Origin of the sequence: Psychroflexus sp. ALD_RP9 (genome assembly GCF_017311165.1) — a bacterium.
GTDB lineage: Bacteria > Bacteroidota > Bacteroidia > Flavobacteriales > Flavobacteriaceae > Psychroflexus.
In genome coordinates this window covers 1,460,621-1,482,617 of sequence record NZ_CP062973.1, presented here as the reverse complement: position 1 = coordinate 1,482,617, position 21,997 = coordinate 1,460,621, and the positions used below count along the sequence as shown (strand labels likewise).

Here is a 21,997-nt window from a genome sequence, read left to right as displayed (position 1 = left end):
AATTATGACTAAAGTCAACTATTTGAATGATTAAGCTCTAATATTGATAACTTGCTCAATTTGTGGGGCGTGTTTTTTTATGGTCATTTCAACGCCAGACTTGAGTGTCATTTGGTTAACGGAACAATCAATACAAGTTCCTAATAATTTTACTTTTACAAGTTTTTGATCTTCTATTGAAACTAATTCGATATCACCGCCATCATTTTTCAAAAAAGGTCGAATTTCTTCAAGCGCAATTTCAACTGTTTTATATAATTCTTTATCTGTCATTTTATTTCTTATTTACAGCGCTACATCCTGCCATTGTAGTTATTTTAATTGCCTCGGTAGGAGGAATATTTTCATTTCGATCTACCACTTGTTGCACTACATTTCGAGTTAATTCAGTAAATGCTTCGGCCAATGGTGTGTTTTCTTGTAAAGCTGCAGGTCGTCCAACGTCACCAGCTTCTCTAATACTTTGAACTAAAGGAATTTCACCTAGAAATGGAATTTTTAAATCTTTTGCTAGATATTCTGCTCCACGTTCTCCAAAGATGTAGTATTTATGATTTGGCAATTCTTCTGGTGTAAAATAAGCCATATTTTCAACCATTCCTAAGACAGGAACATTGATACTTTCTTGTTGAAACATAGCAACACCTTTTTTGGCATCGGCAAGGGCTACATTTTGAGGTGTACTTACAATTACAGAGCCTGTAATTGGCATTGATTGCATAATTGACAAGTGAATATCTCCAGTTCCAGGAGGCAAGTCTACTAACAAAAAGTCTAGTTCACCCCAATCAGCATCAAAAATCATTTGATTTAATGCTTTTGCTGCCATTGGTCCTCGCCAAATTACAGCTTGGTCAGGTTTAGTGAAAAAGCCTATTGAAAGTATTTTTACACCATAACTTTCAATTGGTTTCATTTTAGACTTACCATCTACGTTAACCGATAATGGCTTTTCATTTGCAACATCAAACATGATAGGTCCTGATGGGCCATAAATATCAGCGTCTAGTAAGCCTACCTTAAAGCCAAGTTTTGAAAGACTTACTGCTAAATTAGCTGTAACAGTAGATTTCCCAACGCCACCTTTTCCTGACGCTACAGCAACAATATTTTGAATACCTGGGATTGGTTTTCCTTTTATTTCGTTAACTTGCTTTTTTTGAGGTGCTTCAACAGAAACTTTAACTTCAACTTTTGCTTTTTCATAAACATGTTGATGAATGGCTTTCATCACATCAACTTCAGCACGTTTTTTTATGTGTAAAGCTGGTGTTGCCAGTTTTAAATCAACAATGACTTCATCTCCGAAAGTTACAATATTTTGAACCGCACCACTTTCAACCATATTTTGACCTTCACCGGCAACGCTAATAGTTGATAATGCCTTTTTTATTTCATTTTTATCAAGCTTCATAAATGCTATCTATTCAGATTAAATCTAAATGCAAATATAGGGTTTAATGACTTAAAAATAATGGAATTGTATCTATTTTAATACTCGTGAAATGGATCCCAAAAGACATCTTTAAAGTTGGTAATTAGGTCGTCTTTTATGACATGACCTTCAGCTTCAAGACGTTCTTGCATAGTTGTTAAGGTAGGAAAATGATGTTTTCCAGTTAAAACACCATTGCGATTAACAACGCGATGTGCTGGGATTGAATGATCAGTCTTTAAACAGGCATTCATAGCGTAACCAACAGTTCGAGCACTTTTAGCAGACCCAATAGCTCGAGCTATAGCACCATATGAAGTCACTTTACCTTTAGGTATTTGCCTTACAACTTGATATACTTTTTCATAGAAATCTGTCTTACTTGGCATATATCATGTTTTATAATAAATTCGCCATAAAGTTACACAGGCTAAAACTAACATTAAGGCCGCCATAAAGTAATTAGAATACTGTTTAAAGGTTTTAACTTTATGTTCTATTTTTAAAAAAAATACAACATATAAATACAGGCTAACAAATGTGCCTAATGCAGCGCAAAAACTAAACATAATAATGCTTACAGCAGTAAATTTGAATTGAAACTCTGAACCAAACACTGTTGAAAGCACCACAAAGTAGGGAATTGGAAAAATATTTAAAACAGCAATACCAATTCCGTTTAGAAAGCTTGTAAAGGATTTTGAATTACTTTTTACCTCAACCTTATCTGTTTTTTTAAATTTGGCTGTAAAAAAGAAATAAAGCATGAGTATAAACAAAATCACTAAACCTGTTCTCATCAACATGCTTTTAACATAAGGATGATTAAAAATATAAGAAGATAATAGCACTGCAACAATGGCTTGAATAAAGACAACTATTGATGCTCCAAAAGCCATAAGAACACCTTGTTGCTTACCTTTTTTAAGACAAGTTTTAGCTACAGACATATTAATTAAGCCAGGTGGAATTACACCAAGCAATGCAGCAAAAAAGGTTGCGATATAAACTTGCGCTTGAATCAAATTAAGTTTGAAAATTAAATTTGAGGTAAGTTATAGGTTTATTTTGTTTCAAATACTGCGATTCGTAAAAAGTTTGAATACCAACAACATTTTTAGGCGCTTCGTGATTTACATAAATATCATGATGTGCATACATGATATGATAGCCTAAACCTTCTAAAATTCCTAGCGTATAAGCATGCATAAACTCAGAGTCTGTTTTGAGATGAATGATGCCGTTAGGTTGTAACATTTTTTTGTATTTATCTAAAAAAGAAGGGTTAGTCATGCGATGTTTAGTACGTTTCCATTTCATTTGTGGATCTGGAAAAGTAATCCAAATTTCATCAATTTCATTTTCGATAAAAATTAAATCAACTAATTCAATTTGTGTACGAATAAACAATACGTTTGAAAGGTTTTCTTCAAGAGCTGTTTTTGCTCCACGCCAGAATCGTGCACCTTTAATGTCTATCCCAATAAAATTTCTGTCTGGATTTTGCCTTGCTAATTCAACTGTATATTCACCTTTACCACAACCAAGTTCAAGACTTATGGGGTTGTTATTTTTAAAAAAGTCGCTAGCCCATTTACCATAATAAGGTAAAGATTTAGTGACAATTTGTTCACGTGTTGGCTGAACGACATTTGAAAAAGTTTCGTTTTCTTTGAAACGTTTGAGTTTATTTTTACTCCCCACAATTTATTTTTTTGTAAAATTAAACATTAAAACACGTATCGCAAATTTATGGCAAGAAAGCCACATTTAAGAATATTAGTAGCGCCTTTAAATTGGGGCTTAGGCCATGCCACACGATGTATACCCATTATAAAATATTTATTATCTCAAGGACATGATGTTTGTTTAGCAAGCGATGGTGCAGCCTTAAATTTGTTACAACAAGAATTTCCAAAACTAAAATCTTACCTGTTAACTTGTTCTAAAGCCACTTACGCCCGTTCTAAATTTAGCATGAAATATAAATTGGGGTTGCAAGCATTTAGATTAATAAAAAAAATCAAAAAAGAGCAACGTATTTTAAAAGAAATCAGCCAAAAAGAGCATTTAGACCTTATCATTTCTGATAACCGTATTGGCTTGAGATTGACTCATATCCCATCAATAATAATTACACATCAACTTACAGTTTTATCAGGAAAAAGTTCTTGGCTAACAACTGTTATTCATGCCTATTTTTTAAAAAAATTCGATTCTATTTGGATTCCAGACCGAAGCGAGTCACCACAATTAAGCGGTATATTGAGTAAAAACAAACATTTAAATGCTAATGCAAAATATATTGGGATTCCTTCTCGAATGAAGCCGAATGCTACAGAAAAAATTTATAAATATGCAATGATTCTTTCTGGACCTGAACCTTTAAGAAGTGAGTTTGAACAACAGTTAATTACAATGTTCAAAACTGAAAATTACCGCACAATCCTAATCCAAGGAAAGATTGAAGCTAAAAGAACAAAACATGAAATTGGGTTAATTGAAGTTTATAATTATATGACTTCAACTGATTTAAATCGCGTTATTAATCAATCTGAATGTATTATTTGTCGTTCAGGATATACTTCAATTTTAGATCTAGCGAAATTAGGTGCTAAAGCATTTTTAGTCCCAACGCCTGGACAATATGAACAAGAATATTTAGCTAAACATTTAAAGAAAAATGGTTTGGCTGATTATTGTTCACAAAGTAATTTAAGTTTAGAACGTATTAAAAATTCAAATGAAAATGGATTTTGCAACTACAAGATTAGCCCGCTTCAGATTGATTTAAATTGGAAAGTGGAAGTGTAAATGAAAATTCGCTACCAATTCCGTATTCAGAATCAACAAAAACTTGTTCTTGATGTGCTTCAATAATATGTTTTACTATCGATAATCCTAAGCCCGAACCACCTTCTTTACGAGAACCACTTTTGTCTACTCTAAAAAAGCGTTCAAACAGTCGTGATATATGCTGTTTTTCTATACCTTCACCATTATCTGTAATGCGAATAAGAAGTTTGTTACTTTTTAAAAATTCGAGGCTAATTTCAGTTGTGCCATCTTTTTTACCATATTTAATTGAATTAACAATTAGGTTTGTTAAAACTTGTTGAATACGTTCAATATCTGCATTGACATGAATGGGTTCATACTCAGCATCAAAAGTTAATGAAATATCTTTTTTTGCTGCTTTCATTTCAAGTAGCTCAAAAACGCTTTGAATTAGCTCAACGATATCAAAGTCCTCTTTAAACAAGTGTAGGTCTCCTGTTTCGAGCTTTGTTATCATATCTAAATCTTTAACAATATAAATCAGCCTATCAACACCTTTACTAGCGCGAGCAAGGTATTTTTTTCTTACTTTTTTATCTTTGATTGCGCCATCTAACAAAGTAAGTATATAACCTTGTACTGTAAATAATGGCGTTTTAAGTTCATGTGAAATGTTACCTATAAATTCTTTACGGTAGTTTTCTCTAACTTTAAGCGTTTCAATTTCAAGTTTTTTATCTCGAGCAAATTTTTCGACTTCAGCAGTTAAGGTTTTCATGTCTGAAGTGACTCGTTTTGTGCCAATAGTTTCAGCATCTAAAAGTGCCACACTATCATAAACTGCTTTAACTCGTTTGTAGATAAAATATTCTATTCTCAGCTGAATAATGAAGAATGAAAACACAAAAGAAAATAAAGCAAAAATACCGATAGATCCCCAATTAACACTTAGAACAATATATTCATAAGCAAGAATAAGCAAGCTTAAAAACAGGGTAATATAGGTTGATGTATAGAAAGCAAATCGATATGAGCGTTTAAACTTTTGCGCCATTAAATAACAAACTTATAACCAACACCTTTTACGGTTTTAAAGCGATTATCTCCTATTTTTTCGCGTAATTTCCTGATATGAACGTCTATTGTTCTACCGCCGACTACAACTTCGTTACCCCAAACTGTGTTTAAAATATCTTCACGTTTAAACACTTTACCAGGCTCTGAAGTCAATAATGATAAAAGTTCAAATTCTTTTCTTGGCAAGGTCAATTCAACACCACTATTTATAACTTTGTATTCGTCTTTATTAATAGTGATATCGCCAACTTTGTAGATGTTTTTTTCTTTTTTGTCAGACTTAAATCGTCTTAACAAAGCACCAACTTTACTTATTAAAACTTTAGGTTTAACAGGTTTAGTGATATAATCATCAGCTCCTGCATCGAAACCAGCGACTTGTGAATAGTCTTCTCCTCTAGCGGTTAAAAAAGTAATAACAGTATCTTCTAGGCCTTTTGTCTTTCTGATTTGTTCGCAAGCTTCTATACCATCCATTTCAGGCATCATTACATCTAATATAATTAAATGAGGGCGCTTTTTCTTTGCCTTTTTAACGGCTTCTACTCCATTTTCAGCAGTGTATACTTTATATTTTTCTTGCGATAAATTGTAGCTTAAAATTTCAAGAATATCTGGGTCGTCGTCTACAATTAAAATACTAATGTCTGATTTTTTCATGATTACATTATTATGACTGAGACAAATTTACTTAAAGAAATTGATGTTTAAAGTTAACAAATAATTACCAATTAAATTTAAGCTCAACTGTAAACAAAAAACCACTCCTATTAGAGTGGTTTTTTTGTTTAAAATTTATACGAGTTTGTATTAAAATTTTAAGCTATAGCTTAAAGAGAAATTCATTCCAGGGCTAAATTTATTATAAATTCTATCTTCTGCTCCAAATGATTCGTAAAAGCTTTCTCTATCATCATTAAGCAAGTTGCTCGCTCTGAATGTAATACTCGAATTATTGTCTTCACCAAATGATTTTGTAAAGTTAAACTTGAGGTTGTGAAATGGTTCTGTATAAACATCTGGAACTGCTCCAATACCCACAACTTGAAGGGTTTTTCCTTGAACATTATAATAAAGACCTGTTCTGATACCTTTATCATCGCTATCGTAAGTTAAACCCGTATTGATTAAAAATGGAGATTGACCTTGAAGTTGTCTTTCATTATCTATTGATTCACCATCTCTTGCTGCAGATAACCTTCCTTGAAATTCTGCTTCGTTCATAGTTTGCTGAGATTCTATGATGGATACGTTAGCGTTAATACTAAGATCTTTTAAAGACTCAGCTATAAAGCCAAAATTCTTTCTCACTTCAAACTCGGCTCCAAAAACCTGAGCTTGACCAAGGTTTCTTGGCTGAATATCGTTTATTGCTTCAATACCAAATACGGTTAATTCAATTGGATCTGTAAAATCTTTGTAAAACCCACTAACAGCGATTAATTGAGCATCATCTCCAAAAATTTCATATCGAATATCTAGGTTATTCACATAAGTTGGCTTTAACTCCAGGTTACCATTGAAGGTTATGTTAGTAATTGGATCGAATATTTGAGCAACAGAAGCTTCTTTAAATGAAGGCCTTGCTGTAGATCTTGAATAAGTTAATCTCAAATTTTGATCTTCGTTTAAGCTGTAGATAAAATTAGCTGAAGGAAAAAAATCGGCTTCACTTATAATGTTTTCATCAACTAACTGCACATTACCTTGGGTGTCTTGGCCTGTATAGTAGATATCGAACTTTTCAAACCTAACCCCTAAAATAGCCTTAAGTTTTTCGTTAACATTAAATTCTTCAGACACATAACCTGCAAAGGTTGTAGAATAAGAGTCGTAATTATTAGCGGGCTCAAATTGATTAACAATGTAAGAGCCGCCTGAGTTATTTACTCTCCATATATTGACATCTTTTAATAACTGGTTTGGGTTACCGTTAAGAGGTTCGGCTGGTGCACCATCAAATCTGATGACGTATTGATTGATGTTAAACTCACGTTGTTTGTAGTCGGTTAGTGCACCAAACTTCAACTTAGCATCACTATCGAACAATTGGTGTTTATTCTGCAAGTCAGTTTTAGCTGATAAGTTAATTTCATCTAGATCTCTCCAAATTCGTCTTGGATCACCAATACTTGGTCTAATTATTAATCGATCGTCTTCAAACTCGAATAATGTAGATCTCACGTCTTTATCTGCTACAAGTGCATAAGCTGCAGATGTGCTCCAGTCAAGGTTCCAATTTTCATTAGATTCGAAAGCGTGTTCACCAGAAAGCTGAAGGTTTGAGACAGAACGTTGAGTATATTCTAGGTTATCACTAAAAAATTCAGCACCATTAGAAATGAATGTTTGCTGAAAAAACTCACCAGTTCTTGCTTCACCACTTTGCAAATGAAGCATGTTTAACTTATATTTTGCATAATCTCTTTTATAAGTCAAGCCAGCCATTGCGCTTACTAAAACACTTTCTTTAGATAAGCGGCCTTGCTGTAAACGATTAGGAATCATTTCAAACTCATTGAGTTGTTCTGGCTTTAATAAAAAGTTTTGGGTGTAATTATCGTAATAAGTTTGTTCTGTTCGGTAAGAAATTGACCCTATGTAACCAAGTCTATCTTCGCCAACATCAAATTGGTTAGAGGTGCTAAAACCAAAATTGTAATTCATATTGCTATTGGATGTTTTAGCCGCCATCTCAGGATTAAAGGCCTGAGTAAATCGTGTTAATTGTGGGTCATCGTTAAAAGGTAACGGAATATCAGTTCCGGGTGCAATAGGATCATCACGAAGTCCGTCATCAAAACCTAAAAAATCAGTATTACTGCCCGATTGCGTTAAAAAATCACCATTAAAATGCATATCAGGATTATAACTAAGACCAACATTAAATGTATACTCTTCTCGAGACGAAAAGTCTTTTGTTACAATATCGACCGCACCACCTGTAAAATCGGCTGGTAAGTCAGCTGTAAGTGTTTTATACACAATGATATTTTCTAATAAATTAGTCGGAAAAATGTCTAATTGTATCGTATTGCGGTCAGGATCTAAACCTGGCAAACTCATACCATTTAAAATAGATTTTGTGTATCGATCACCAAGGCCGCGTACGTACACATACTTACCACCTTCAACAGAAACGCCAGGTATGTTTTTTACAGCTGAAGCAACATCATTTGCGCCTACTTTTTTAACACTTTCGATCGATAAACCGTCAAATACATTGACTGATTTTTTTTGTAAGTTTAGTACAGATGCCTCTGTATTTTCTCTGGCAGTAGTTGTAATTACAACTTCATCTAAAGAAGCTGCTGAAGCAGCTAATGAAATGTTTACAACCACATCTTTACCTTCTTCTACAACAACCTCTGTTACTTCTTTTGTTTGGTAACCCACGAATGAAAATACAACTGTGTATGTTCCAGGTTCAACGTTAAGAGCAAAGTTCCCATCAAAATCTGTGGTTGAACCAATAGTAGTTCCTTTCAAAGTAACATTTGCAAAAGGAAGCACATCGTTTACCTCTTCGTCATAGACCTTACCTTTAATTGTTCCTTCTTGAGCATTAGCTAAAACTCCTATTAAAAAGCTCACAACTAATAAAAATCGATTAATCATATCAATGTATTTAATAAAATGTATAAAAACTCACCCCTTGAAAAAAGGAGTGAGTTTAAGTAATTTAATGTTATGCTAATTAAAACGCAGATTGTAATGATGACATCGTCCAACTAAACACTGAAGCATCTGCTCCTGTAGCTTGACTACCTTCAGTTACACTTGAAGCCCAACTTGAGGCATCAGTTGTAAATGATGATGGCGTTTCAGCTGTATCTTTCCAAATTGCCGTTACATCATTTACACCAGAAGGTAAAACCATTTCCCAATTAGAAAATACCAATTCTGAAGCTACATAGTTATCAGAAGTCGCTTGATCATCAAGTTCTAAATCTGCACCTGATAAAAATCCAACTGTATAAACGTTATTTACTGAACCTTGAGCATTATCTCTAAAATCTGCATATTCACGATTACCACTTACACCATCAACAGTGGCAGAATTATCACCATACATAGTTAAATTATTAATAGTAAAGGCAGCTTCAAAAGAACCTTCAGGACCATCAATTTCTAAACCATGATCTGATACATTTTCTTGAATAGTAATAGCATTAGTAATTGTTCCTGAATAAGCTTGATCAATATCAATTGCATCATCACCAACACCCCAAACAATTAAGTTAGATGCATCTACAGATCCACCAAAAAATTCGATACCGTCATCAACGTTAGCTACAACTTCGATGTGGTCTATTGTGGTACCATTACCAACACCACCAAGTGTTAAACCGTTAATTTCATTATCAGAACCAATTACAGCACCACCATGTCTTATTGAGATATAACGTAAAACACCTGAATTATCGTTATCATCGTTACCACCGTAAGTTCCTGGCTCAGTTGCAGGTAAACCTTCAATTTGAACTGAAACTGCGTCGCCAGAGAATGAACCTTTAGCTTTACCTAAAACTAAAACGCCACCCCAAAGGCCACGATCATCAACATCTAAATTAGTCCCAGCTGTTTCTCCCAAAGCAATATTATCAGCCTCAGATGTAAATATGATTGGCGTTGATGGGTCTTGACCATCAGCAATTAAAGTACCACCTTGTGCTACGATTAAAGCTGAAGCATTAGAGCCTGTAGATTGAGCACCTTTAACAATTGTACCTGGCTCGATAGTAAGTGTTACGCCATCTTCAACATAAACCTTACCTTCCATTAACCAGAAACGATCGTTAGTCCATGTAGTATCTTCAGTAATGTTACCTGAAACTGTTTGAGTTCCAGCTTCAACTTCACCTGCATCAATAGCACCTTCTGAATTAGCCATTGTCCAAGCAAATACATCTAAGTTAGCACCTGTTGTTTCTTCACCTGCTACAATACCATCAGTCCAATCTGAAGAATCATCTGCAAAAGTTGATGGTGAATCGGCCGTATCTTTAAAAGTTGTAAAGAAGCCTGCTCCTTGAGGAAATACAATTTCCCAATTTGTAAAACTTAAGTTACCAGCTGCATAATTATCTGAAGTTGCTTGATCGTCTAATTCTACGTCAGCACCAGAAGCAAAACCAACAGCATATACATTGTTAACTGAACCTTGAGCATTATCTCTAAAGTCTGCATATTCACGGTTACCGCTAACACCATCAATAACTTCAGAGTTGTCACCAAACATTGTTAAGTTATTGATTGTAAATGAATCTTCAAAAGAACCTTCAGGACCATCAATTTCAAGTGCGTGGTCTGAAATATTTTCTTGAATCGTAACAACATTTGTAATAGTTCCTGAGTAAGCTTGATCTATATCAATCGCGTCATCACCAACACCCCAAACCAATAAGTTAGAAGCATCTACAGTACCACCAAAAAACTCGATACCATCATCTACATTTGCAATAACTTCAATATGATCTACAATTGTACCATTACCAACACCACCAAGTGTTAAACCGTTAATTTCGTTATCAGAACCAATAATTGCTCCACCATGTCTTATAGATACATGTCTTAATATTCCTGAGCTATCTGATGCATTTGACCCACCATAATCACCTGGTTCAGTAGCTGGAAGACCTTCAATTTGTACAGATTCAGCATCTCCTGAAAATGAACCTGGCGCATTTCCTAAAACTAAAACGCCGCCCCATAAACCGCGATCGTTAACATCTAAATTAGTACCTGAAGTTTGACCAACTTCTATATTATCAGCAGAAGATGTAAAAATAATCGGCTCACTTGGAGAGCCATCTGCAATTAATGTTGCGTCTTGCGCTACAATTAAAGCCGAGGCATTAGAACCTGTAGATTGTTGACCCTTAATAATAGTTCCTGGGTTAATTGTCAAGGTTACACCTTCAGTAACATAAACTTTACCGTCTAGTTCCCAAATTCTGTCGTTTGTCCAAGTAGTGTTTTCTGTAATGTTTCCAGAGACCACTTCATTGCTTGGTTGTGGGTTTGGATTTGTAACCGTATCATCATCGCTACAAGAAGCGAAAAACAAAACGCTCATAAATACAACCGAGTAAAATAATTTTTTCATTGTGTTATGTTTATTAATATTTTGTTGGCAAAACTATCTGAGAAGTCTTTGATGCTTGTTAAACTAATGTTACCAAATATTGAAACCTAGATTATGAAATTGAAGCTTACATAAGATTAGGTTAACTTAAAACTTAAAGCCACTTGATTTTAAAAGAAAGGAATGGGATTTGGTAAAAACTGTTAATAATTAGATATAAAACTTATTAAACAATAAAGATGATTATATTTGAAATTGTACACATTTAAAAATTGAATTATGAAAAAAATTACATTGTTATTTTTATTCTTTTCATTCATTGGCTTTAGCCAAGTCATTAATGAAGTAGATGCAGATCAATCTGGAACTGATTCAGCTGAGTTTGTAGAAATTTCTTGGACACCAAATACCGCTTTAGACGGACTGGTTGTGGTGATGTTTAATGGCAGTGATGACCAAAGCTATGCTGCTTACGGCCTGGATGGCTTTAGCACCGATGCAAACGGACTTTTCGTACTTGGTAATACAGGTGTGAACAATGCTCAAATTACGCTTCCAAGCAACGGTTTGCAAAACGGACCAGATGCAGTGGCTTTATATACTGGAAGCGAATCTGACTTTCCTAACGACACACCAGTAACAACAACCAATCTTTTATCTGCTTTAGTATATGGTACTAATGATAGTGATGATACCGAGCTTTTAACTGGTCTTAATGAAACTATTCAATATAATGATACTGAAAGTGAATCTATTCAAAGACAAACTGACGGTAGTTATTTGGTTGCCGTTCCAACACCTGGCGCTCCTAACACCTCTCAAAGTTGTGATTTTACGATTGAAGATGTAGCAACAACTTGTGACAATATTACTTCTGGTCAAGACACTTACACCACAACCATTCAATTTTCTGGAGGTGGCAACGATACTTTTACAGTAACATCGCCAGAAGGTACTATCGATTTAAGTGCTGGCAACCCAACAACAGACGCAACTGGAACCATTACCATAACAGGTATTTCAGAGAATGTAGATTTTACTGTAAATATATCAAATACTGGCGTTTGTGATGAAGATATTGATATTTTTAGTCCAGATTGTGAGCCTACAGCAGATTTACCAATTTATGAAGCTTTTGATTATGCAACTGATCCAGATCTTACAACCATATCTGATTGGGAAAACTTTAGCGGATCAGGAAATACTGTAGAAGTTATTCAAGATAATTTAACCTATTCTGGTATTAGTGCTTCAACTGGAAACGCTATAAACATTGAAGGTGGTGGTGACGATGTAGAACGTGAATTTACGACTGTTTCAACTGGAGAAGTTTTTGCTTCTTTCATGATTAAAGTTAATGACTTATCAAACTTAACCAACAACACACAAGGAGGCTACTTTGTTTTACTTGGAAATTTTGATGCTCGTTTATGGATTAGACCAGTCACAAGCACAACTTACGACATAGCATATACTAATGCAAGTAGTGCTAGTGAATTTACAACAACACAGTATAACACTGGCGATGTTGTATTTGTTGTAATAAGTTACAACACAGATAACGGTGAACTTAAAGCATGGATAAACCCAAGTAATACTGATTTAGGTGGTACTGCTCCTGCAGCTTTATTAACTGATACGGATGATTCACCAGGTAGTATTGGTAGATTTGGCCTTCGTCAAGATTCTACTGGTGAAACACCTTCGTTAACATTTGATGAGTTGAGAATAGGCACAACTTGGGATGAAGTTACTCCTACAACTTTATCTAATATTAGCTTTGAAAGAAATAATTTCAAACTCTATCCTAACCCTTCAAAAGGTGAAACAATCAATATATCTTCAAATAAAAATACTGATTTTGAAGTAACTATTTTTAATATGCTAGGAAAAGAAGTTTTAACTAAAAATGTAAAAGCCTCAACAAAATTAAATGTTTCAAATTTACAATCAGGCGTTTATTTGGTAAGGATGACACAAGGAAATCAGAGCTCGACAAAAAAGTTAGTTATACAATAGACTAATTTTAAAGTTATCTTACAAAAAGCGCTACTTATTTAAGTGGCGCTTTTTTATTTCTGTAATATTAAATTAAGGTAAAGTATGACGGTTGTCAGTTCTTAGCAAAATGAAATTCATATTTTTGTAAAAACTTTAAATATTTTATAATGAAAAAAATTACTTTTATTGTATTTGCATTAATGGCTTCTTTTTCTTTTGCACAAGGATTAGAAGATTTTACAAACTCTAATGCAACTTCAGGCTATGCTGATGATAGCTTTGTAGGTAATAATGGAATTACTTGGACATACGTTGCATCTAGAGATGGTAACGGTGACGCAAACAGCTCAGGAATTAACTTACCTGCACTTATGTTAAGAAGAGTTTCAGACAATAGTAAAATTACTTCTAGCACTATTTCTGGAGGTATCGGAGATTTTTCAATGAAACTTTATAAAGGTTTCACCGGAGGTGGTGATAGACAAGTCGAAGTCTTTATCAACGGTATTTCTGTTGGTACTTCACAACCATTTGATGATTTTACTGAACAGACTTTCTCTGTAAGTGACATTAATGTTGGTGGTGACATTATTATTGAGATAGTAAATATAACCCCAAAACAAGTTATTATTGATGATATATCTTGGACGGCTTTTGCTGGTGCACCAACACCAACACTTAGTGTTGTAGACGCTGAGCCTTCTGGATCTACAACAACAGTAGCGCCAAGCGAGTTAGATCAAATTGAACTTGAATTCAATGTTGCTAATTTTACAGTAGGTACAGATGGTTACATTTCTTGGGAAATTTCAAATGTAACTGATGGTGTTACTCACCAAGCTGGAGATTTATTAGATCTTAACAATCAACCCATACAAATAACACCTTTTGAAGGCGGAAAACAATATGTTTTAACTGCTGTATTAAAAGACAATAATGATGTTGAACTTACAAATCCAGAAGCCAATTACACGCTTACTGCTAACGCAATTGGTTATGTAGAAGTTGCAGATTTAGCCGCTTTGAGAAATGGTGCTACAGATGGTACTTTTTATAAAGTTACAGGTGAAGTTGTTCTTACATACCAACAAAGCTTTAGAGGACAAAAATACGTTCAGGACGCTTCAGCTGGTATCCTAATTGACGATGATCCAGGAGCAATTACTTCTACTTATAATGTTGAAGATGGAATTACAGGTTTATCAGGTACTTTAAATAGTTTTAATGGGATGTTACAATTTAATCCTGACACAGATCCTGGTGCAGCAACTTCAACTGGTAACACCGTAAATCCTCAAATTTTAACAATTTCAGAATTCAATACTAACTTTGAAAACTACGAAGGTGAACTTGTTGCTTTTGAAAATATTACGTTTACAACAGCAGATGGAGTAATTACATTCGATAATGGAGATGCTTATCCTATCGAGGATGCTGGTCAAAACTCTACTTTAGTAGAAGCTTTATTTAACCTTGCTTATACAGGAGACATTGTTCCTACAAACACAGTTAATGTTGCTGGTTTAGCAGGTGAGGAAAACAACGGTGAATACAGAATTTACCCAAGAGATAACGATATCGATGTTACTTTAAGCAACACATCTTTTACAAACTCAGATGTAGTTTTATATCCTAATCCAGTTAAAGGAAACTTAGTGAATATTTCAATTAGCAATGCTAATACATTTACAGTTGAGGTATATAATGTCTTAGGTAAGCAAGTTTTAAAGCAAACGGCTAACAATTCAGCTCAACTTAACACTGCTAGCCTAAAGTCTGGTGTCTATTTAGTTAAAGTCACTGAAGGCAACCAGAGCTTAACAAAAAAACTAGTTGTTCAATAAACACATAAAGATTACTATCTTTGCAAAAGCACCTCAATTGAGGTGCTTTTTTTAATGATGAAAAGCCTGGAAAATAACATATTCGCAATTAATTCTAATGAAGATTTTATTGAAATAAGTCTTGAAGTTTTCCGATTTCAATATGAAAATTGTAAGGTATATAGAGAATTTTGTGATTTTTTTATTAGCGAACCGGATGAAGTAACCACCTTAGAAAAAATTCCTTTTTTACCAATTGAGTTTTTCAAAAAAAAACACGTCATATCTTTTAACACCATCGAAAAAACATTTTTAAGTAGCGGTACAACAGGGCAAATACCTAGCCAACATTTTATTAGTGATTTGTCTCTCTATGAAAGAAGCTTTTTGAATACGTTTAAACAATTTTATGGTGACCCAGAAGATTTTGTTATCCTAGCTTTGTTACCATCATATCTAGAACGCGAGGGTTCATCTCTCATCTACATGGTCGATAACTTGATTAAAAAAAGTAAAAACAAACAAAGTGGCTTTTATCTTCACAACATTGATGAACTAGTTAAACAACTCGACCAACTTAAAAAGAAAAATAAAAAAGTTTTGCTGATTGGTGTTAGCTTTGCCTTACTTGATTTAGCAGAAGCATTTCAGGATTTAGACCTGAGCCATTGTGTGATTATGGAAACTGGCGGAATGAAAGGTAGACGAAAAGAAATGACACGTCATGAATTACACACTATCTTAACAAAGGCTTTTAATGTAAAAAGCATACATAGCGAATATGGCATGACAGAATTACTTTCACAAGCTTACAGTCTAGGTGATGGAATTTTTAAATGTCCGAAACATTTAAGATTTTTAATTCGAGACCCTGAAGATGCACTGAATTATCAAAAAAGTAACAAAACAGGTGGCATTAACGTGATAGATTTAGCAAACTTGTATTCATGCAGCTTTATTGCAACCCAAGATTTGGGTAAAGTTATAGATGAAAACTCCTATGAAATTTTAGGTCGATTTGATCAAAGTGATGTTCGTGGTTGTAACTTAATGGCTTTGTAAAGCAAAATTTAAAAATTTTTGCCAATTTATGTTATTATTTTTGTAAATAATATTGGTTAATTGAACTTAAATTATATATTTGTGCCAGGATGAAGTTTTTTCATAATAGATTGGTTAGTTAGATAAAGTCCCGTTAATTCGGGGCTTTATTGTTTTTATACTGCAACTATTATATAATTTAGTTTTTTTCCTTTACTTATTAAAATATATTTATCACTTAATAAATATTGCGCTTTAATTTTAAAATCAACACTAACTTTTTCCTTATTAACAGCGATAGCGTTTTGTTTTAAGGCACGTCTTGCTTCACCCTTAGATCCTAGAAAATTTGAATGCGTAGTTAAAGCTTCAACAATATCTATACCTTCACTCAATTTGTCTTTTTTAATTTCAGCGGTTGGAACACCTTCAAAAACGTCTAAAAATGTTTGCTCTTCGATCGAGTTTAAGTCTTCGAAAGTTGATTTCCCAAATAAAATATTACTTGCTTTTTGAGCATTTTCTAACTGTTCTTTACCATGAACTGCAATAGTAATATCAATTGCTAAAGCCTTTTGTAAAACTCTTAAGTGCGGCGCATCTTTATGGGTTTTTATAAGTTTTTCAATGTCATCTTTAGATTTAAATGTAAAAATCTTGATAAACTTTTCGGCATCTTCATCACTTGTATTTAACCAGAATTGATAAAACTTAAATGGAGATGTTTTTTTAGGGTCAAGCCAAATATTTCCTGATGCAGTTTTACCAAATTTAGTTCCATCAGCTTTTGTAATTAACGGGCAAGTTAAAGCAAATCCTTTGCCTTGCTCAATACGTCTAATGAGTTCAGTACCTGTGGTAATGTTTCCCCATTGATCACTGCCGCCCATTTGCAGGCTACAGTTTAAACTTCTATATAAATGTAGAAAATCGTAACCCTGAACCAATTGGTAGGTAAATTCAGTAAAACTCATGCCTTCTTTAGATTCGGCTGATAAACGTTTTTTAACCGAATCTTTTGCCATCATATAATTTACCGTAATATGCTTACCAACATCTCTAATAAAATCTATGAAACTAAAAGACTTCATCCAGTCGTAGTTATTAACTAAAACAGCAGCGTTATTTTCTTGACTCTTAAAATCTAAAAATTTTTCAAGCTGATGTTTAATTGAATTTTGATTATGCTTTAAAGTTTCCTCATCTAATAAATTACGTTCTTCAGATTTGCCTGAAGGATCGCCAATCATACCTGTAGCACCACCGATTAAAGCAACGGGTTTATGACCAGCTAACTGAAAGTGTTTTAATAACATCACGCCCACTAAATGACCAACGTGAAGCGAATCTGCGGTAGGATCTATACCAACATAAGCTGCTCGCATACTTTCATTTAAGTGATCTTGTGTACCTGGCATAACATCATGAACCATTCCTCGCCAAGTAACTTCTTCTATAAAATCATTTTTCATCTCCTAAAATTTTGTCACAAAGATACCATTATGAAGCTTTTTTCCTACAAGCTAAGTATATTTACCAAATGAATTTAATTACAGGTGCAACTGGATTTTTAGGAACACATTTAACGGCTTACTTAATTAGTTTAAGTGAACCCTGTGTTTGCTTATATAGAACTGAAGCAAAGCGAAATAAAGCCCTTGAGATTCTGAAAACCTACTCAGAGGTTACTGATCTGGTTATCGAGCAAAGGCTGAAGTGGGTCAAGGCTGATATATTAGATATTCCGCAATTGAATAATGTCTTTTCTAATCATAAAATTGCTCATGTTTATCATTGTGCAGGCATGATTAGCAACGCACCAAGTGACTATAAAAGGTTACGAAAGGTAAATATTGAAGGCACAGCAAACATCATTAATTTTAGTCTTGAATATCGTGTCCAAAAATTTTGCCATGTAAGTAGTATTGCTACGCTAAGTAAAAATCCTGAATTAAACCTTATTGATGAACAAATTACGATTTCAGAACATGACAAATCTAATGCTTATGCAATTGCAAAATATGGTGCTGAGCGCGAAGCATGGCGTGGTTCTCAAGAAGGTTTAAACCTTATAATCGTTAATCCTGGTGTAATTTTAGGACATGGATTTTATAATCAAGGTAGTGGTGAAATTATAAACAAATATGCTAAGGGTTTCAAATTTTATTTTAATAAAACTACTGGATTTGTGAGTGTTTACGATTGTTGTAAGGCCATGTACTTACTCATGCAATCTGATTTAAAAAATGAACGCTACATTCTAGTTACCGAAAATTTGAATTTTAAAACTTTAGCAGTGAAAATTGCTAATTTATTTAATGCTAAGCCACCTCAAATTAAAATTACAAAATGGATGTTGTTTGTTTTTTGGCTTTTTAGCTTACTTACCTCTTTAATAGGGAAAAAACGCCAAATGACAAAAGACTTAATTACTTCCCTTTTTGAAAGTGACACCTATAGTAATCATAAAATTAAAAACGTAATTCAATTTAAGTTTCAAAAAATTGATGATACTTTAAAACAAATCAAGGAAAATTCTAATTTTTAACTGAGACTTTAGCTTTTTTTATTGAGTCTTGCCGCTTTTTGTTTCGATCAATATTAAACATTTTTATGCTGTCTTTAACGATAGCAATAGAGTCTACACTATTTTTTCTTCTTTGCAGACGTGCTTTAACAGAGTCATAAATTTCAATATTGACTTCAAACTGTTGATTGTAATATTCTAAGTTTTGACGCAAGCGTGTACTATCTATATCATATTTAGTTTTAATAACATCATATAATCTAATGTCATTAACTCTAAATTGGCGACTAGAAATATTTTTTGCAGCATCCATTAACATCATATCTTCTATAATGTCAATCATTTTTTGTTTAGAAATGAGTTCGTCAGGTTCGTTTACTTCATAGGTGTCTTGGCAAGCCAAAAGGTTAAAAAGTAAGATACCCAAAAAGGCAATCTTAACGCTCAAATGTAATTTGCATCCCTGGTTTATCATCACTGAATTTAAAATTTTTATAGACTAAGTTACCATTTACAAAAGTATGTGTAATTCTAGACCTGAAGGAGCTTCCATAAAAAGGAGACCAACCACACTTGTAGAAAATATTATCTTGATTGACAGACCAAGGTTCATTAGGATTTACTAAAACTAAGTCTGCGAAATAGCCTTCTTTTATAAAACCGCGTTTTTCTACATCAAATAATCGTGCTGGGTTGTGTGCTGTTTTTTCAACAATTCTTTCGACTGAAATTTTGTTCTGATGGTAAGCCTCAAAAAGTGCTGGCAAGGCATGCTGAACTAAAGGGCCACCACTAGGTGCTTTTGTGTATATTTGCTTTTTTTCTTCTTTGGTGTGTGGCGCGTGATCAGTAGCTACAACATCAATTTTATCATTATTTAAAGCCTTCCATAAGGCATCACGATCTTTTTCAGTTTTAACAGCCGGATTCCATTTAATAAATGTTCCTTTGTCTTGATAATCTTTATCAGAAAACCATAAATGGTGAATGCAAACTTCAGCAGTTATTTGCTTTTTGTTTAGTGGTTTTTTATTACCAAATAAACTCATTTCTTTAGCTGTTGATAAATGAAAAACGTGTAGACGTGCTCCGGTTTTTTCAGCTAATTTTATAGCTTTAGACGATGATAAATAACAAGCTTCTTCACTCCTAATGTTAGGATGTTCACTAATCGGGATGTCTTCACCATAATTTGAAATAGCCTTTTCTAGATTATGCTTTATGGTAGCTTCATCTTCGCAATGAGCTGCAATAATTAATGGCGAATGCTTAAAGATTTGCTCTAAAACATTTTCATCATCAACAAGCATATTTCCAGTTGATGACCCTAAAAATAATTTTAATGCAGGTGTGATTTTTGGATTAATTTTTTTAATCTCTTCTAAATTATCATTGGTACCACCAAACATAAAAGCAAAATTTGCGTAACTATTGCTATTAGCTAATTGGCATTTTTCTTGAAATAAAGTTTGCGTTGTGGTTTGCGGTTGAGTATTTGGCATCTCAAAGTAAGACGTTATTCCACCAGCGACGGCCGCTTTAGAACCTGTTAAAATAGTTTCTTTATGTGTTAAACCTGGTTCTCTAAAATGAACTTGATCATCGATCATTCCGGGAATCAAAAAATTACCTTCAGCATCAATAACTTGAGTGGTGTTAGATTTTACGCTGATTGAAGTATCAATTTCAGCAATAATTTGATCTTTCACAAAAACATCACCTTCGACAATCTTACCTTCGTTGACAATTTTTGCATTTTTTATTAAATATTCCATTATAATCTTCCAAAAAGTTTAGTTAGTCTCATTCTTATAATTCCAAACACTGCTTCTGTGATAATTTTACTGCTCATCTTTGAAGTTCCTTTAGTTCTATCCGTAAAAATAATCGGGATTTCTTGTACTGAAAAGCCTTTGTGATAAGCTTTATATTTCATTTCAATTTGAAATGCATACCCAATAAATTTAATTTTATCAAGGTTAATTTCTTTTAAAACTTTAGATTTAAAGCAGGCAAATCCAGCTGTTGTATCTTCAATAGGTAAGCCTGTCATGATTTTTACATATTTAGAAGCTAACCAAGACATTAACACACGCTTCATAGGCCAGTTTACAACATTTACGCCTGTTAAATATCGCGAACCAATTGCAAGGTCTGCATTGTCTTGCTCACAAGCTTTATTGAGTAAAATTAAATCTTTGGGGTTATGAGAAAAATCTGCATCTATTTGAAAAATTAAATCATAAGCTTGCTCTAACGCCCATTTAAATCCATGAATATAAGCTTTACCCAAGCCATTCTTAGCATTACGAACTTCTAAAAAAATCTGTTTAAAGTTAGCTTGTAATTCTCGTACTTTTTTAGCCGTACCATCTGGTGAATTATCATCAACAACCAAAATATCAAACTTTAGAGGTAACGAAATTATAGCTGAAATAATATCAGATATATTTTCAATTTCGTTATAGGTTGGTATAATGACGAGTCTTTTAAGCATAAAATTTATAAAAATACAAATGTAATTAATTTGGATGCATAGATAACACGCATCAAAACTAATTAGTTTAATTTTGCGACACTTATGGAAGTAATACTTCGAAACATAGCAACTAACAATTGGCTTTTTTTAAGTTTACTTGGTATTGGCTTTTGTATGGCCATTGCTAAACACTTAAACGAAGCTACATTTTATTTATTTTTTAAATCTGATTTATTAAAGTCTTACTTAGCAGAAAAAGAGCGTTTAAAATTTAGTTTTAATACAACTGAAGTATTTCTAGTAACTTCAACGCTTCTTATAATTTATAGCATCATCCAAATATATCAACCTAGGTTAAACATCAATTTTTCGCCACTCGAATTAACCTTTGTAGGTACTTTTGTTTTGATTTTAAAGTTAGGATTTGAAATTACAATTGGTTACTTGTCAGACTCAGTTAAACTAGTAAAATTATACGCTTTAACTAAGGTAAGTGCTTTTATATTTTCAACACTCATTTGCTATCCATTTTTTATTATTTATCACTTAAATAATAACCTAAACCAAAAATTTATTTACGCTATTTTTACACTATTTGTTTTAATTAACCTTGCTATCATTGGTTTTCAAGCATATAAAGAACGAAATAAACTATTACCTCATTGGTTTTATTTTATTTTGTACATTTGCAGCCTTGAAATAGCACCCATAATTATTGCCCTAAATTGGTATAAATTTTAGGTGTTTG

At 33.3% G+C, this 21,997-nt stretch carries 19 protein-coding genes; 6 read left to right on the top strand and 13 right to left on the bottom strand.

Features of this window, described 5'->3' with window-relative positions; translation table 11 throughout:
- Window positions 1–30: 30 nt before the first annotated feature.
- From IMZ30_RS06940 to trmB, 5 genes are all read right to left on the bottom strand, one after another.
- Complete coding sequence (locus tag IMZ30_RS06940) at window positions 31–273, bottom strand: NifU family protein (RefSeq protein WP_207037606.1); 243 nt, start codon at window positions 271–273, stop codon at window positions 31–33.
- Window position 274: 1 nt separating this feature from the next.
- Window positions 275–1,414 (bottom strand): Mrp/NBP35 family ATP-binding protein, encoded by a 1,140-nt coding sequence (locus IMZ30_RS06935; RefSeq protein ID WP_207037605.1) that lies wholly within the window; start codon window positions 1,412–1,414, stop codon window positions 275–277.
- A gap of 77 nt (window positions 1,415–1,491) precedes the next feature.
- Window positions 1,492–1,824, bottom strand: a complete 333-nt coding sequence (locus tag IMZ30_RS06930; RefSeq protein ID WP_207037604.1) for an MGMT family protein — start codon at window positions 1,822–1,824, stop codon at window positions 1,492–1,494.
- A gap of 3 nt (window positions 1,825–1,827) precedes the next feature.
- Window positions 1,828–2,460, bottom strand: a complete 633-nt coding sequence (locus IMZ30_RS06925) for a LysE family translocator (RefSeq protein WP_207037603.1) — start codon at window positions 2,458–2,460, stop codon at window positions 1,828–1,830.
- 1 nt (window position 2,461) lies between these two features.
- Window positions 2,462–3,139: a tRNA (guanosine(46)-N7)-methyltransferase TrmB gene (gene trmB / locus IMZ30_RS06920; protein WP_207037602.1), complete on the bottom strand. Its 678-nt coding sequence runs from the start codon at window positions 3,137–3,139 to the stop codon at window positions 2,462–2,464.
- A 48-nt stretch (window positions 3,140–3,187) separates the two neighbouring features.
- Between trmB and IMZ30_RS06915 the strand changes: the two genes are divergently transcribed.
- Window positions 3,188–4,249 carry a glycosyltransferase gene (locus IMZ30_RS06915; protein ID WP_207037601.1) on the top strand — a complete coding sequence of 354 codons (1,062 nt, stop codon included), beginning with the start codon at window positions 3,188–3,190 and terminating at the stop codon, window positions 4,247–4,249.
- Here the strand turns inward: IMZ30_RS06915 and IMZ30_RS06910 are convergent.
- From IMZ30_RS06910 to IMZ30_RS06895, 4 genes are all read right to left on the bottom strand, one after another.
- Window positions 4,206–5,267 carry a sensor histidine kinase gene (locus tag IMZ30_RS06910; RefSeq protein WP_207037600.1) on the bottom strand — a complete coding sequence of 354 codons (1,062 nt, stop codon included), beginning with the start codon at window positions 5,265–5,267 and terminating at the stop codon, window positions 4,206–4,208. The genes IMZ30_RS06915 and IMZ30_RS06910 overlap by 44 nt on opposite strands.
- Window positions 5,267–5,950 (bottom strand): response regulator transcription factor, encoded by a 684-nt coding sequence (locus IMZ30_RS06905; protein ID WP_207037599.1) that lies wholly within the window; start codon window positions 5,948–5,950, stop codon window positions 5,267–5,269. Before IMZ30_RS06905 ends, IMZ30_RS06910 begins: the two co-directional genes overlap by 1 nt.
- Window positions 5,951–6,100: 150 nt before the next feature.
- Window positions 6,101–8,908, bottom strand: a complete 2,808-nt coding sequence (locus IMZ30_RS06900) for a TonB-dependent receptor (protein WP_207037598.1) — start codon at window positions 8,906–8,908, stop codon at window positions 6,101–6,103.
- A 79-nt stretch (window positions 8,909–8,987) separates the two neighbouring features.
- Window positions 8,988–11,399 carry a hypothetical protein gene (locus IMZ30_RS06895; RefSeq protein ID WP_207037597.1) on the bottom strand — a complete coding sequence of 804 codons (2,412 nt, stop codon included), beginning with the start codon at window positions 11,397–11,399 and terminating at the stop codon, window positions 8,988–8,990.
- Window positions 11,400–11,657: 258 nt separating this feature from the next.
- Here IMZ30_RS06895 and IMZ30_RS06890 point away from each other — a divergent pair, with 258 nt between their 5' ends.
- The 3 genes from IMZ30_RS06890 to IMZ30_RS06880 all read left to right on the top strand — a co-directional run bounded on the left by IMZ30_RS06890 (window position 11,658) and on the right by IMZ30_RS06880 (window position 16,264).
- Entirely contained in the window at window positions 11,658–13,397 is a 1,740-nt protein-coding gene (locus IMZ30_RS06890; protein ID WP_207037596.1) for a T9SS type A sorting domain-containing protein, read from the top strand.
- Window positions 13,398–13,546: 149 nt separating this feature from the next.
- Entirely contained in the window at window positions 13,547–15,223 is a 1,677-nt protein-coding gene (locus tag IMZ30_RS06885; protein WP_207037595.1) for a T9SS type A sorting domain-containing protein, read from the top strand.
- A 54-nt stretch (window positions 15,224–15,277) separates the two neighbouring features.
- The gene (locus IMZ30_RS06880; RefSeq protein ID WP_207037594.1) at window positions 15,278–16,264 is read left to right on the top strand and encodes an acyl transferase; all 987 of its coding nucleotides are present in this window, start codon (window positions 15,278–15,280) and stop codon (window positions 16,262–16,264) included.
- 155 nt (window positions 16,265–16,419) lie between these two features.
- Here IMZ30_RS06880 and tyrS read toward each other — a convergent pair whose 3' ends face one another.
- Window positions 16,420–17,715 carry a tyrosine--tRNA ligase gene (tyrS, locus tag IMZ30_RS06875; RefSeq protein WP_207037593.1) on the bottom strand — a complete coding sequence of 432 codons (1,296 nt, stop codon included), beginning with the start codon at window positions 17,713–17,715 and terminating at the stop codon, window positions 16,420–16,422.
- A gap of 11 nt (window positions 17,716–17,726) precedes the next feature.
- On the opposite strand from tyrS, the gene IMZ30_RS06870 reads away from it, so the two are divergent.
- A complete protein-coding gene (locus IMZ30_RS06870; RefSeq protein WP_207037592.1) occupies window positions 17,727–18,791 on the top strand; it encodes an NAD-dependent epimerase/dehydratase family protein in 1,065 nt (354 codons plus the stop codon).
- On the opposite strand, the gene IMZ30_RS06865 is transcribed toward IMZ30_RS06870, so the two are convergent.
- Genes IMZ30_RS06865 through IMZ30_RS06855 form a run of 3 tightly spaced genes read right to left on the bottom strand, consistent with a single transcriptional unit; the run spans window position 18,781 to window position 21,267 of the window.
- A complete protein-coding gene (locus tag IMZ30_RS06865; RefSeq protein ID WP_207037591.1) occupies window positions 18,781–19,197 on the bottom strand; it encodes a DUF4296 domain-containing protein in 417 nt (138 codons plus the stop codon). The two genes, IMZ30_RS06870 and IMZ30_RS06865, sit on opposite strands and share 11 nt — an antisense overlap.
- Window positions 19,198–19,207: 10 nt before the next feature.
- The gene (locus IMZ30_RS06860; protein ID WP_207039694.1) at window positions 19,208–20,548 is read right to left on the bottom strand and encodes a dihydroorotase; all 1,341 of its coding nucleotides are present in this window, start codon (window positions 20,546–20,548) and stop codon (window positions 19,208–19,210) included.
- Window positions 20,545–21,267: a polyprenol monophosphomannose synthase gene (locus tag IMZ30_RS06855; RefSeq protein WP_207037590.1), complete on the bottom strand. Its 723-nt coding sequence runs from the start codon at window positions 21,265–21,267 to the stop codon at window positions 20,545–20,547. Before IMZ30_RS06855 ends, IMZ30_RS06860 begins: the two co-directional genes overlap by 4 nt.
- Window positions 21,268–21,351: 84 nt before the next feature.
- Here IMZ30_RS06855 and IMZ30_RS06850 point away from each other — a divergent pair, with 84 nt between their 5' ends.
- Window positions 21,352–21,990: a DUF4271 domain-containing protein gene (locus tag IMZ30_RS06850; RefSeq protein WP_207037589.1), complete on the top strand. Its 639-nt coding sequence runs from the start codon at window positions 21,352–21,354 to the stop codon at window positions 21,988–21,990.
- The last annotated feature ends 7 nt before the right edge of the window (window positions 21,991–21,997 follow it).

What these genes read in the sequence shown, in the direction of transcription:
- IMZ30_RS06940 (WP_207037606.1), bottom strand. Translation starts at nt 273, where the DNA reads ATGACAGATAAAGAATTATATAAAACAGTTGAAATTGCGCTTGAAGAA.
- IMZ30_RS06935 (WP_207037605.1), bottom strand. Translation starts at nt 1,414, where the DNA reads ATGAAGCTTGATAAAAATGAAATAAAAAAGGCATTATCAACTATTAGC.
- IMZ30_RS06930 (WP_207037604.1), bottom strand. Translation starts at nt 1,824, where the DNA reads ATGCCAAGTAAGACAGATTTCTATGAAAAAGTATATCAAGTTGTAAGG.
- IMZ30_RS06915 (WP_207037601.1), top strand. Translation starts at nt 3,188, where the DNA reads ATGGCAAGAAAGCCACATTTAAGAATATTAGTAGCGCCTTTAAATTGG.
- IMZ30_RS06910 (WP_207037600.1), bottom strand. Translation starts at nt 5,267, where the DNA reads ATGGCGCAAAAGTTTAAACGCTCATATCGATTTGCTTTCTATACATCA.
- IMZ30_RS06905 (WP_207037599.1), bottom strand. Translation starts at nt 5,950, where the DNA reads ATGAAAAAATCAGACATTAGTATTTTAATTGTAGACGACGACCCAGAT.
- IMZ30_RS06900 (WP_207037598.1), bottom strand. Translation starts at nt 8,908, where the DNA reads ATGATTAATCGATTTTTATTAGTTGTGAGCTTTTTAATAGGAGTTTTA.
- IMZ30_RS06895 (WP_207037597.1), bottom strand. Translation starts at nt 11,399, where the DNA reads ATGAAAAAATTATTTTACTCGGTTGTATTTATGAGCGTTTTGTTTTTC.
- IMZ30_RS06890 (WP_207037596.1), top strand. Translation starts at nt 11,658, where the DNA reads ATGAAAAAAATTACATTGTTATTTTTATTCTTTTCATTCATTGGCTTT.
- IMZ30_RS06885 (WP_207037595.1), top strand. Translation starts at nt 13,547, where the DNA reads ATGAAAAAAATTACTTTTATTGTATTTGCATTAATGGCTTCTTTTTCT.
- IMZ30_RS06880 (WP_207037594.1), top strand. Translation starts at nt 15,278, where the DNA reads ATGATGAAAAGCCTGGAAAATAACATATTCGCAATTAATTCTAATGAA.
- tyrS (WP_207037593.1), bottom strand. Translation starts at nt 17,715, where the DNA reads ATGAAAAATGATTTTATAGAAGAAGTTACTTGGCGAGGAATGGTTCAT.
- IMZ30_RS06855 (WP_207037590.1), bottom strand. Translation starts at nt 21,267, where the DNA reads ATGCTTAAAAGACTCGTCATTATACCAACCTATAACGAAATTGAAAAT.
- IMZ30_RS06850 (WP_207037589.1), top strand. Translation starts at nt 21,352, where the DNA reads ATGGAAGTAATACTTCGAAACATAGCAACTAACAATTGGCTTTTTTTA.